The organism is Flavobacterium calami (assembly GCF_038290035.1).
Taxonomy (GTDB): Bacteria; Bacteroidota; Bacteroidia; order Flavobacteriales; family Flavobacteriaceae; genus Flavobacterium; species Flavobacterium calami.
In genome coordinates, this window is the sequence record NZ_JBBYHS010000014.1 from 129,093 (window position 1) to 142,154 (window position 13,062).

The 13,062-nt window shown below is 33.3% G+C and carries 13 protein-coding genes and 1 pseudogene; 13 read left to right on the plus strand and 1 reads right to left on the minus strand.

The window, feature by feature from the left end:
* The first annotated feature begins 218 nt into the window (after window positions 1-218).
* The 11 genes and pseudogenes from recF to AAEO57_RS14330 all read left to right on the plus strand — a co-directional run bounded on the left by recF (window position 219) and on the right by AAEO57_RS14330 (window position 9,971).
* The gene (gene recF / locus AAEO57_RS14280) at window positions 219-1,298 is read left to right on the plus strand and encodes a DNA replication/repair protein RecF (RefSeq protein WP_341693703.1); all 1,080 of its coding nucleotides are present in this window, start codon (window positions 219-221) and stop codon (window positions 1,296-1,298) included.
* Between the two features lie 49 nt (window positions 1,299-1,347).
* A complete protein-coding gene (locus AAEO57_RS14285) occupies window positions 1,348-2,025 on the plus strand; it encodes a DUF2461 domain-containing protein (RefSeq protein WP_341693704.1) in 678 nt (225 codons plus the stop codon).
* An 82-nt stretch (window positions 2,026-2,107) separates the two neighbouring features.
* Window positions 2,108-3,142 (plus strand): annotated as a pseudogene (locus AAEO57_RS14290) (glycosyltransferase); the annotation flags it as partial.
* Window positions 3,143-3,793: 651 nt separating this feature from the next.
* Entirely contained in the window at window positions 3,794-4,807 is a 1,014-nt protein-coding gene (gene murB, locus AAEO57_RS14295) for a UDP-N-acetylmuramate dehydrogenase (protein WP_341693705.1), read from the plus strand.
* A 23-nt stretch (window positions 4,808-4,830) separates the two neighbouring features.
* The gene (locus AAEO57_RS14300) at window positions 4,831-5,334 is read left to right on the plus strand and encodes a hypothetical protein (RefSeq protein ID WP_341693706.1); all 504 of its coding nucleotides are present in this window, start codon (window positions 4,831-4,833) and stop codon (window positions 5,332-5,334) included.
* Between the two features lie 16 nt (window positions 5,335-5,350).
* On the plus strand, window positions 5,351-5,965 hold the full coding sequence (locus AAEO57_RS14305; RefSeq protein WP_341693707.1) for an FMN-binding negative transcriptional regulator: 615 nt from the start codon (window positions 5,351-5,353) through the stop codon (window positions 5,963-5,965).
* A gap of 80 nt (window positions 5,966-6,045) precedes the next feature.
* Window positions 6,046-7,152: a glycosyltransferase gene (locus AAEO57_RS14310; RefSeq protein ID WP_341693708.1), complete on the plus strand. Its 1,107-nt coding sequence runs from the start codon at window positions 6,046-6,048 to the stop codon at window positions 7,150-7,152.
* Window positions 7,143-7,694: an RNA polymerase sigma factor gene (locus AAEO57_RS14315; RefSeq protein ID WP_341693709.1), complete on the plus strand. Its 552-nt coding sequence runs from the start codon at window positions 7,143-7,145 to the stop codon at window positions 7,692-7,694. The genes AAEO57_RS14310 and AAEO57_RS14315 overlap by 10 nt, the downstream gene beginning before the upstream one ends.
* 155 nt (window positions 7,695-7,849) lie before the next feature.
* Window positions 7,850-8,698, plus strand: coding sequence for an energy transducer TonB (locus tag AAEO57_RS14320; RefSeq protein ID WP_341693710.1), 849 nt, complete (start codon window positions 7,850-7,852; stop codon window positions 8,696-8,698).
* 96 nt (window positions 8,699-8,794) lie between these two features.
* Entirely contained in the window at window positions 8,795-9,544 is a 750-nt protein-coding gene (locus AAEO57_RS14325) for a DUF4184 family protein (RefSeq protein ID WP_341693711.1), read from the plus strand.
* A 46-nt stretch (window positions 9,545-9,590) separates the two neighbouring features.
* On the plus strand, window positions 9,591-9,971 hold the full coding sequence (locus AAEO57_RS14330; RefSeq protein WP_341693712.1) for a PH domain-containing protein: 381 nt from the start codon (window positions 9,591-9,593) through the stop codon (window positions 9,969-9,971).
* Window positions 9,972-10,015: 44 nt separating this feature from the next.
* On the opposite strand, the gene AAEO57_RS14335 is transcribed toward AAEO57_RS14330, so the two are convergent.
* A complete protein-coding gene (locus AAEO57_RS14335; RefSeq protein ID WP_341693713.1) occupies window positions 10,016-10,882 on the minus strand; it encodes a M48 family metalloprotease in 867 nt (288 codons plus the stop codon).
* Window positions 10,883-11,122: 240 nt separating this feature from the next.
* On the opposite strand from AAEO57_RS14335, the gene lipA reads away from it, so the two are divergent.
* Window positions 11,123-11,989 carry a lipoyl synthase gene (lipA, locus tag AAEO57_RS14340; protein WP_341693714.1) on the plus strand — a complete coding sequence of 289 codons (867 nt, stop codon included), beginning with the start codon at window positions 11,123-11,125 and terminating at the stop codon, window positions 11,987-11,989.
* Between the two features lie 62 nt (window positions 11,990-12,051).
* A complete protein-coding gene (gene gap, locus AAEO57_RS14345; RefSeq protein ID WP_341693715.1) occupies window positions 12,052-13,050 on the plus strand; it encodes a type I glyceraldehyde-3-phosphate dehydrogenase in 999 nt (332 codons plus the stop codon).
* The last annotated feature ends 12 nt before the right edge of the window (window positions 13,051-13,062 follow it).

Genomic DNA, 13,062 nt, shown 5'->3' on the forward strand with positions numbered 1-13,062 from the left:
CAAAAATAAAATTTTTATTGAAACTGAGATAAAAAAAAGCAAAATTATCACTATTTTAAAAAAAATATTTTATTAATCAATTTGCCCTTTTGCGGAAGCGGTAAAATAAATCGGCCCAAGAATCTTCTGAAACCGATTATATCAATAATTTTCGGTAATTTGCAGCCTCAAATTTTTGCTGTCAAAAACGGCAATTTTTTCACGTGGAGTCCCTAAAAATGCATTTAAACAAAATTTCTTTATTCAATTACAAAAACTTTTCTGAAGCAAGTTTTGAGTTTGACCTCAAAATCAACTGCTTTGTGGGAAAAAATGGCATTGGAAAAACCAATGTACTGGATGCCATTTATCATTTGGCTTACGGAAAAAGCTATTTTAATCCGCTTGCTGTTCAGAATATCAAACATGGCGAAGAGTTTTTTGTAATTGATGCCGAATTAAACAAAAATGAAAGAACAGAACAGATTGTCTGCAGCTTAAAAAAGGGACAAAAAAAGGTTTTAAAGCGAAATGGAAAACCTTATGATAAATTCTCAGATCACATCGGGTTTATTCCGTTAGTGATTATTTCGCCTGCAGACCGCGATTTGATTATTGAAGGAAGCGAAACCCGCCGAAAATTTATGGATAGCGTGATTTCGCAGCTTGACTCTACTTATCTCCATCAATTAATAAACTATCAAAAAGTAATTACCCAGCGAAATGCCCTTTTAAAATATTTTGCCCTTAACCATACTTTTGACAACGATACCCTATCTATATATAATGAACAGCTAAATGAATATGGAAAATCGATTTTTGAAAAAAGAAAAGATTTTCTTGAGCAGTTTATACCTATATTTAATATACATCATCAGGCAATAACAGGATCTGAGGAAAGTGTGCGATTGGTTTACGAAAGTCATCTGTTCGAAAAAGACCTTTTAACACTTTTACAGGAGAACATCAATAAAGACCGGATATTGCATTATACGACTGTGGGAATTCACAAAGATGATTTGTCCTTTGAAATTGATTCGCATCCGATAAAAAAATTCGGATCGCAGGGACAACAGAAATCTTTTCTAATCGCTCTAAAACTGGCACAATTTGAATTTTTAAAAAAACAAAGCGGTGTTAAACCACTCCTTTTATTTGATGACATATTTGACAAACTGGACGAAACCCGTGTTGCTAAAATTGTCGAAATGGTCAATACTGAAACTTTTGGTCAGCTTTTTATTTCTGACACACACCCGGAGAGAACCGAAGCTATTGTAAAATCAACACATCAGAGTTATAAAATATTTAATTTGTAATTTTATAAAGAATTCAACAGTTAAAAAACAACTGCAATAAAAAACGATTATGCTAACAAAAGAATCATTGCAATTTTTAGACGATTTAAAAAAGAACAATAACAGGGACTGGTTTCAGGATAATAAAAAACGTTACGAAATCTTCAAAAAAGATTATCATCAATTGGTAAGTGATTTTCTGGATGCAATGAAACCACTTGATCCGTCATTAGAATTATTAGAAGTTAAAAACTGTACTTTCAGAATCAATCGTGATATTCGGTTTTCTAAAGATAAATCTCCTTACAAAGCACATTTAGGTGTTTGGATGTCGGCTGGCGCAAAAGGCGCTAATCGCTCCGGATATTATGTACACATCGAAAAGGGCGCCAGTTTTATTGCGGGCGGATTTTATTCCCCTGAAGCAGAAGACTTAAAGAAAGTTCGTAAAGAAATTGCCTTTTTCTATGACGATTTACAGGAAATCTTAAATGACAAAAACTTCAAAAAAGAGTTTGGAAGTTTAGACATAAACGAAAACAATTCACTGAAAAGCATGCCTCGCGGTTATGAAAAAGACCATCCCGCTATTGAGTTTTTAAAACTAAAAAGTTTTACAGCAAGTCAAGTATACAATGTTACTGAAGTAACAGAAAAAGACTTCGTAAAGAAAATGAGTCAGAAGCTCATTGCTCTGAAACCTCTAAACGAATTCATAAATCGTGCTTTAGAAACTGAGGAATTTTAATTTTATTTGCCACAGATTTCACAGATTATATTTTCTAAAAATCCATTTGAATCTTTTATCTGTGGCAAAAAACAATAATTGAATGAAAAGAAAAATACTTTTTCTTGGAGAATCGTACCGCGCCGACGCCATAACCTGGATGAAAGGCCTGAAAGAATTTGGCGATTTTGAAATTATTACCTGGGAACTTCAAACACCAAACAGTTCCAGATTCAAACGTATTTTAGAATATTTTTTTGCTCCAGTTTCTATTCGAAAAATAATCAGAAAAGAAAAACCCGATATGGTTATTGCCGAAAGAACTACCAGTTACGGTTTTCTTGCCGCATTATCCGGATCTAAAACGATTGCCATTGCACAGCAAGGCCGAACCGATTTATGGCCTGAAAGTTCAGTTTTATATCCTTACAAAAAATTCATTCAGAAATATGCTTTCAAAAAAGCACATTTAATTCATGCCTGGGGACCTGTTATGGCCATTCACATGAAAGCAACTGGTGTTGACATGAACAAGGTTTTGGTTCTCCCAAAAGGAATTGACCTGTCGCTTTTTACACCTTCAACTAATAATTCCAACAAAATTGAAGCTATTGTAACGCGTTCGCTTCAACCGGAATACCGACACGATTCTATTCTAAAAGCTTTCGGAATTTTAAATCAAAAAAGAATTGATTTTACATTGACTATTGTTGGTGATGGAACAAGACTGCAGTTTTTGAAAGATTTAGCTACAGCACTTCAAATTGAAAACAAAGTGATTTTTACAGGAAGAATTCCAAATACAGAACTTCCAAAATTATTACAGCAATCGAATATTTATATCAGTATGCCAATTACCGAAGGCGTTTCTGCTTCTTTATTTGAGGCAATGGCTTGTAATTGCTTCCCTGTTGTTTCTGATATTCCCGGAAATCAAAGCTGGATTACGCATCGAAAAAATGGTCAATTAATTGAAATTGATAATATCGAAATGCTAGCCGAAGAATTAATCTGGTCTTTTGAAAATCCGGAATTACGAAATCAGGCGATTATTCGAAATAGAAAGTTTGTGGAAGAAAATGCAAATTATGATATTAACATGGAGGTTATTTCGGAGAAATATCATGAATTACTAGAAATCAACACTTTAACAACAACAGATACGTACGAGACATCTGCTAATTTCATCAACAACTTAGACTTTGAATATATCGAAACTTATACATTTCAACGTGGAAAACAGTTTGAAGAAACTAATTTATTGAAACTAAACGAGTACAATAAGTTAAGCCAAAGAAGAATCAAAAAAAATGATTTGGATGATTCCCAAGAATTAAGAATTAAAGAATTAGAAAAACTACGACACACACAATATATATTAGATGATGAGAAAAAACTTCACTCATCGGCTCACAAAACGAATACTTTTAGATTTGATGATCAAAAAGTAACAGAAATAAAAAAAATCCTAAGGACTGAAGTTATCAACAAATTTGACTGGATGTGCGGTCCAGTATATAGAGATGCTATTATTTTTTATAACAAAAAAGGAAAAATCGTATCAAGTTTAAACATATGCTTTAGCTGCCATCATATGCAAACAACAAAAAATCACTATATTGATGCTGATGAATCTACATATAACCTTTTAAAAAAATTCTTTCTTAAAATTGGACACAATATAGAATAGCAAATGTGCATTATTACGAAAACACATTTTAAACAAAAGTAAAATCCAAACAAATTATAATTCATACTTTTGAAATCAGATTAAAAAGCCTTTTTATTTATGGAAATCCAATCCAATTTTTCTTTAAAAAACTATAACACTTTTGGTATTGAAGCCAGTGCTAAACAATTTGTTGCAGTTCACTCTATTGCACAATTAAAAACGATTTTATCAGCAAACAAAAACGAGAAAAAATTCATTTTAGGAGGCGGAAGCAATATGCTATTAACCAAAGATATTGATGCTTTGGTCATTCATATTGATTTAAAAGGCAAAAAAACAATCAAAGAAGACGATGATTTTGTCTGGGTAGAAAGTCAGGCAGGCGAAGTTTGGCACGATTTCGTACTTTATACAATCGATAATAATTTTGGAGGATTAGAAAATATGTCACTGATTCCAGGAAATGTAGGTACGACCCCGGTTCAGAATATTGGTGCTTACGGAGCCGAAATCAAAGACACTTTTGTTTCCTGTGATGCCATGAATATTGCAACTCAGGAAATGAAAACTTTCACCAATGCTGAATGTAATTTTGGCTACCGCGAAAGCATTTTTAAACATGAAGTTAAAGACCAATATATTATCACTTCGGTCGTTTTTAAACTAACCAAACGCAATCATAAAATCAATACCTCTTACGGGGATATTTTGGCAGAATTAGCCAAAAACAATATTACAGAACCAACATTAAAAGATGTCAGCAATGCTGTAATCGCTATCAGAAAAAGTAAATTACCGGATCCGAAAGAATTAGGAAACAGTGGTAGTTTCTTCAAAAACCCGATTGTTTTAAAATCTGATTTTGAAAAGATTCATCAAAAATTCCCTGAAATGAAATATTATGAAGTTTCAGAAACCGAAGTAAAAGTTCCTGCTGGCTGGCTGATTGAGCAGGCTGGTTTTAAAGGAAAACGCTTTGGTGATGCCGGTGTTCATAAAAATCAGGCTTTAGTCCTTGTGAATTACGGAAATGCAACCGGACAGGAAATTTTAGCGGTTTCTAAAGAAGTTCAAAAAACCGTTTTTGAAACTTTTGGCATTCATATTGAGGCAGAAGTAAATGTTATTTAAAAAACAGATTCATTTTTATATTAATGAAAAAACTAAATATTAGGATTATTTTACTACAGTTCTTCGGAATGATCTTTTTCATTAATGGTATCCTGCAACTCAGACTTTACAGTGTATCTGAAAAAATCATTTGTTTAAAAAATCATTTTCCAAATCAAAAATTAGAATGTTGCACCCAGCTATTTCCAAAAAAGGAAGATGTCTTAAGTTTTTGGCCGGGTGTATATATCTGGATATTTTTTGCTTTACTAATTGGAGTATTCTTAATTGCTTACTTTAACTGGAAAAACAAACTTTCGCCACTAAATACCATTATAATTACAATATTGTTTTATATCCTTTTAAGGCTCAAGTTTTTCAGAAGAGAAATAGTATCACATTTATTTCGTCCCATCAGAACATTGCTTTTTAATGATTTGGGAGCACAATATTTATTTGAAGGAATTGTATTTACAACTATTGGTTTAGTCATTTTATCTTTAAGTATTAAAACAAATTTGTTTAGTTCCAAAAAGTCTTTGGTTTAAACCTAATTTTATCAAAATGTACACACCTGACTTATATAAAAACGAAAATCCCGAAGAAATCAGAGCTTTTTTGAAAGAAAACAGCTTTGGAATACTTATTAATCAGACTAATGAAAAACTTTGGGCAACCCATATCCCAATTGAACTTGAGATTAATGCGGAGGGAAAAGAAGTTCTGCAGGGACACATTTCAAAACTGAATCCGCAGGCAGAAGGTTTTCAGGAAAACGATCAGGTTTTGGCCGTTTTCACAGGTCCTCACAGTTATATATCTTCTTCCTGGTATGATCATGAAAATGTACCTACGTGGAATTATATAGCCGTACATGTTTACGGAAGAATCAGGATTGTAGATTATGAAACTTCTGTAGAACAATTAAAAAAGCTGGTTGATAAATATGAAGCGAACTCTACGAACCCTGTCCGCGTAGAAGATTTATCTTCAAAAACAATGCGTGAAGCCCGAGGAATCTTTGGTTTTGAAATTGAAATTAATGAAATTCAGGCAACTAAAAAACTATCCCAAAACCGTGATGATTCTAATTATAAAAACATAATTTCAGAACTGGAGAAAACCGAAAACCCTCAGGCTATTGCTGTTGCAAAAGAAATGTCAAAATGCCGAAAGTAAATCGGAATCAGTCATTGAAAATTAGGAATTCATAACTACATTTGCACTCGCAAGATTCGAAAATTAAAAGACATTAACATATGCTTATATTTTTACTTTACTTCTTTATTGCCATTGTATTCATACAGATTTTTTATTACTTAGGAATTTTTGGAAAATTTGCTTTTGCCAAACCGCAAAACATTACACCAAAAAAACTTCCGGTTTCAGTAATTGTCTGCGCAAAAAATGAAGAAGAAAATGTAAAAAAATACATTCCGTTACTGGCAGAACAAAATTATCCTGATTTTGAAATCGTACTAATTGATGATGCTTCGAGCGATGAAACTCTGGAAGTCTTTGAAGAGTTTGAAAAAAAATATCCTAATATTCGTTTAGTAAAAGTTCAAAACAACGAAGCGTTTTGGGGAAACAAAAAATATGCCCTGACTTTAGGAATCAAGGCTTCAAAAAAAGACTACCTTTTGTTTACAGATGCTGATTGTTATCCAACCTCAACAGAATGGATTACGGCTATGAGTTCACAGTTTACCATGAACAAGACTATCGTTTTGGGTTATGGTGGTTACGAAAAAATAAATCGTTCCCTACTGAACAAAGTCATTCGTTTTGAGACTGTTTTAACTGCAACACAATATTTTTCCTGGGCTAAGACAGGTCTTCCTTACATGGGAGTTGGAAGAAATCTGGCTTATAAAAAAGAAGAGTTTTTTAATGTAAATGGCTTTATCGAACACATACAGGTGCGCTCAGGAGACGATGATTTATTTGTAAATCAGGCAGCCAACAAAATTAATACTACCATTGCATATACTCCTGAAAGTTTTACTTATTCAAAACCAAAAGAAACTTATAAAGAATGGTTTTCGCAAAAAAGAAGACATGTTTCTACCGCAAATTATTACAAACCATTTGATAAAATCCAGCTGGGGCTTTTTTATACTTCGCAATTGCTTTTCTTCTTACTAGCCATTGTTTTATTATCTTTTCAATTTCAATGGATTGTAGTTTTGGCTTTATTAGCAACCCGCTACACAATTACCTGGACTGTAACCGGGTTCTCTGCAGGAAAATTAAAAGAAAATGATCTTAAAATTTGGTTTCCTATTGTAGAAATGATACTTATATTCACGCAAATTAATATCTTTATAACTAATATCTTTTCAAAACCTGTACATTGGAAATAAATTCTAAAATAGAAAAAGCTAAAAAAGGTGATCAGATTGCCTTCACTTTTTTATTAGATTTCTATTGGAATGAAGTGTACGGTTTTATGCTAAAACGTACTGAAAACGAAACTACAGCCGAAGATATTACTATTGAAACTTTCTCAAAAGCTTTTGATAAAATCGCAACTTACAATCCTGAATTTCAATTCAACACCTGGTTAATTGCCATTGCCAAAAACGTTTATATTGACTTATTGAGAAAAAAGAAAGCCAGTCTTTTTATTGAAATCACCGATAACGAAGACCAACAGGCTTACAATATTGCCGATCCTACCCCATCAGCCGAAGACGCACTAATTAAAGAGCAAAACCTCTCGCGTTTGCTTTTATGCATCAAAGAATTAAAACCACATTATCAGGAAGTCATTCAGTTACGATATTTTCAGGAAATGACTTATGAGGAAATTGCACTCAAAATTAATGAGCCTTTAAGTAATGTAAAAGTAAAATTACTCCGCGCCAAAAAATTATTGGCAGAAATTATCGAACGTAACAGATAATTTACTATCTTTAAATAAAGAATGAAATATTCATAATTTTATTCTTAAAAAATCAAACATTTCACACACAAAAGTTCTTTGTTTTCGTTGTTAGTTAAACTAAAACCTTTATTGCTTATGATTTAATGTTACTTAACCTTTTAAATCCAATTACCATGTCTAAATTAAGCATCTATGAAACCAAGTGGACCGATCTTGTTTTCGAAAACAAAAACAAAGAATATGGCGCGTATCAATTACGTCAGGAAAATGCCAAAACAACTGTCACAGCACTATTTATGGCGCTGCTGTTAATAGCAACCATAGGAAGCCTGTCGATGCTGATTGGTAAATTCACAACAAGTTCTACTATTACTGAAAACATTCCTCCAATTGATGAAGTAATGAGACCAGTTGATTTAGACCAGATAGTACAGCCCAAAACAGATGAAGCTGTTGCACCACCGGCACAGCAACAACAAGCCGTAACACAAGTAACACAGGCTAGTCAGTTAGTAAATCCTGTTGTTGTCCCTACACAGGACGCCTTACCGGACATTGCTCCAAACAAAGACAATACTGCGGTTGTAGACAACACTTCTTCAGGAACCGGAACAGCAGTTAATGCATTGCCATCATCAGGCAGCGGTACTGGAGACGGAACAGGAACCAGTGCTGGAGCTGAAGGCGGAACAGGAAACACTATAGTAAACAGTGCGATATTAGACAAAATGCCGGAATTCCCTGGAGGAATAGGAAAGTTTTATACTTATGTAGGCAACAATTTCAACAAACCTGAACTGGATGCTGAGAAAACATTAAGAGTATATATTTCTTTTGTAATCGAAAAAGATGGCACAATGACTGATATTGTAGTAAAAAGCGATCCTGGTTACGGAATGGGCAAAGAAGCCGTAAGAGTTCTAAAATCTCTAAAAACAAAATGGGCTCCAGGAATTTTAGATGGAAAACCAGTAAGAACCGCATATAACCTCCCGATTACTATAAAAACGGAAATGGAATAACAATACAAAAAAGCAGAATTTAGGTTCTGCTTTTTTTTGATTAAAAACGTACATTTATATCAAAATTAATCAACCCAGCGCCTAAAATTATTATTAATGCCTTTTACCTTTTCTCATCCTGCGATTGTTTTACCATTAAATTATTTACCGAAAAATTGGTTTTCATTGACTGGACTCATTATTGGAAGCATGGTTCCAGATTTCGAATATTTTATCAGAATGAAAGTAAAAAGTATTTACAGCCATACACTTGATGGAATATTTTGGTTCGATTTTCCTTTCGCTCTTCTTCTGTGTTTTCTTTTTCACAATATTGTAAAAAAACTGTTATTCCAAAATTTACCAAAAGGATTTCAAATACGATTTTCCACTTTTAAGGAGTTTGACTGGAACAATTATTTTAAAAACAATTGGTTTGTTATAATAATTTCAATTTTAATCGGAACAGTTTCACATCTTTTCTGGGACAGTTTCACACATGATCACGGATATTTTGTTAATCATATTTCCAGTCTGCAAAAAACTTTTATTATTTCTGACATAAAAATTCCGGCATTAAAAATTGCACAGCATTCAAGTACAGCTATAGGCGGAGCAATTATTCTTTATGCTTTTTTTAAGCTACCAAAAAGTTCTCGTCCAATTTCTTCGATAAATAAAAATTATTGGATTTTGTTACTATTAATTTCTACTATGATTTTATTTTTTCGCTTTAACATAGGTCTTGAAACTAACGAATATGGAAATATAATCGTTTCTGTTATTGCTTCAATTCTGCTTTCATTAATTTTTACACCTCTCGTATTAACCTCTAACAAATTTTCAATTAACCAGAAAATCAATTAATTTTACAACAGTTTTAAAAAACCAATCAAAATTAAAAACAATAAAAATGGGAATATTTTCAGCTATTCTAGGCAATGCAGGTTCTGTAAGTCAGGAAGATTTAATTAAAAAATACGGACAGCTTTTAACCGATAACGAGCAAATCGAAATGGGCTTCAAATTAATCCGTGACACTTTTATCTTCACTAACAAAAGATTAATTTTAGTTGATGTACAGGGAATCACAGGCAGTAAAACTGAATACAAATCAATCGCTTACAAAAGCATAACACGATTTAGCGTAGAGACTGCAGGAACTTTTGAACTTGATGCAGAATTAAAAATCTGGGTTTCGAGCGAATTACAGCCAAGCATTGTAAAACAATTTAATAAATCGGTAAATGTGTATGACGTGCAAAAAGTACTGGCGCATCACGTTTTAGGTTAAAACAAAAAGCCCGGCAAATTTAAGTTTGCAGGGCCTTTTCTATTTTATTTCTTTTTTGTAGTTGTAGTCTTTTTTGTCGTAGTTTTTTTAGCAGGAGCAGGTGCTGTATTTACTATTTTTTGCTGAACATAAGGCTTATACAACCCATCTTTCTCTGCTCTTTTTTTAGCATCTTCAGCTCTTTGTTTTGAATCCGGATGCGAACTCATCATTCTTTCCAAAAAAGATGCTTCTTTACCTTCACTCATTTTAGCCAAAATCCTGAAGGCTGATTCCTCGGCATTAACATTATATCCGTTTTTCTTCATAAAATCATACGCAAACAAATCAGCTTCTGCTTCTTGTTTACGGCTATGCTTACTATCAATCATAGCGCTTCCGATTTTCCCTAACTGACTGTCAGTAACAGTTGAAATTGTAGCCGACTGTGAAGAAGCACCATCAATCAGAGCCTCTTTTTGATAAGCCGCACGCATAGCATCCCTTGAATCGTTATTGGCAACATGACCAATTTCGTGACCAATTACCGCAATCAATTCATTATCATCCATAATATCCATTAGTCCTGAATACACACGAACGCTTCCATCAGCAGTTGCAAACGCATTAACCTCTTTTAATTTATACACTTTATAATTCAGAGTATACCCCTTTCCTGAAGTGTGTTTTCCAAAAACCCTGTTTAGTCGCAATGTGTAAGGGTCATTTGGACCTGCTACTTCATGTTCTGCATCTAACTTATCAACGGCTTCCTTAGATAATTTTGCCGCATCAGCGTTTGTTAAAGTAAAACTTGTAACTCCTTTTTGAAGAGCTCCAACAGCCTTATCTCCCAAATTAATCTGTGCATTCATTTGGTTTACACCAAAAGAAGCAAACAGAATTCCTAAAAGTATAAATTTATTTTTCATTCTTATCAGATTTAAATTAACAATACAAATATACTGAGAACTAAAATTATAAACCCTTTAATATTTACTTCTTTTTTCTTATTAAAACAGCAACTTTGCTGTATTATTCAAATTAACATCTAATTTATTATATAAAATTAACAAATCATCGATAATTAACCAATAAAATCGATAAGATAATAATTGGACAGCATCCTAACTTATACAACTTTACGTATATTTGTAGTTCAATTTTAATGTATGGAAACCGCAATAGAAAATATACCAACCGGCAAGCCTAAATGGTTAAAAGTTAAGCTTCCTATTGGACAAAAATACACTGAACTTCGTGGTTTAGTAGACAAATACAGCCTTAACACCATCTGTACCTCAGGAAGTTGCCCAAATATGGGTGAATGTTGGGGAGAAGGAACGGCTACTTTTATGATTTTAGGAAATGTATGTACCCGTTCATGTGGTTTTTGCGGTGTAAAAACCGGAAGACCGGAAACTGTAGACTGGGATGAGCCTGAAAAAGTCGCGCGTTCCATCAAAATAATGAACATTAAACATGCCGTAATTACAAGTGTAGACAGAGATGACTTAAAAGATGGCGGTTCTATTATCTGGATTGAAACTGTAAAAGCAATCCGCAGAATGAACCCGAATACTACGCTTGAAACTTTAATTCCTGATTTTCAGGGAATCGAAAGAAACATTGACCGAATCGTAGAAGCGAATCCTGAAGTTGTTTCGCATAACATGGAAACAGTTCGCCGACTAACCCGTGAAGTCCGTATTCAGGCAAAATACGATCGTAGTCTGGAAGTTTTACGTTATTTGAAAGAAAAAGGCATTAACCGAACCAAATCGGGAATCATGCTAGGGCTTGGAGAAACTGAAGAAGAAGTTTTTCAAACTATGAGAGATTTACGCAATGTCAACGTTGATGTTGTTACCATTGGTCAGTATTTACAACCAAGTAAAAAACACTTACCGGTAAAAGAATTCATAACGCCGGAACAGTTTGAAAGATACGAGAAATTCGGACTCGAATTAGGATTCCGTCATGTAGAAAGCGGGCCTCTTGTACGTTCTTCTTACAAAGCACAAAAACATATATTATAAAAAGTTTATTCGGTTAACCGTTAATTTGTTTAACCGATTAAACAAATCAACAGCATAAAAATTTGAAAACAAGAATTGCTATAAATGGTTTTGGACGAATTGGCCGAAATTTATTTCGATTACTTTTAAATCATGACGAAATTGAAGTTGTCGCAATTAATGATATTGCAGATAATAAAACAATGTCACATTTAATAAAATATGACAGTATTCATGGGGTTTTACCTTTTGCAGTAAACTGTGACGAAAAAGGCATTATTGTAAATGAGAAACATTATTTGTTTTTTCATGAAAGTAAAATTTCAAATTTAGACTGGAAAAGTCATAATATTGATTTCGTAATTGAATCAACAGGAAAATACAAAACGCACGAAGAACTAAATGCCCATATTGAAGCCGGAGCCAAAAAAGTGATTCTTTCAGCCCCGTCTGAAGTAGATACAATAAAAACTGTTGTTCTGGGAGTAAACGAAGGAATTTTAGACGGGAACGAAAAGATTGTTTCAAATGCAAGCTGTACAACAAATAACGCAGCTCCAATGATTAAAATTATTGACGAGTTGTGCGGAATTGAACAAGCTTACATTACAACAATACATTCTTATACAACAGATCAAAGTTTACACGATCAGCCACATAAGGATTTAAGAAGAGCAAGAGGAGCCAGCCAGTCAATTGTTCCGACAACAACAGGAGCTGCCAAGGCACTTACCAAAATCTTCCCTAATCTGCATCAGAAAATTGGAGGCTGTGGTATTCGTGTACCGGTACCAGATGGTTCATTAACAGATATTACGTTCAATGTAAAACGTGCCGTAACAATTGAAGAAATTAATGATGCTTTTCAAAATGCATCAAAAACATATTTAAATAAAATACTGGATTACACAGAAGACCCAATCGTATCAGTTGACATTATAGGCAACACTCATTCTTGTTTATTTGATGCACAGCTAACATCTGTGATAGACAAAATGGTAAAAGTAGTAGGCTGGTACGACAATGAAATAGGCTATTCATCAAGATTAATCGATTTAATTCTGCTGATGAGAAAAACATAAGATTCATTATAA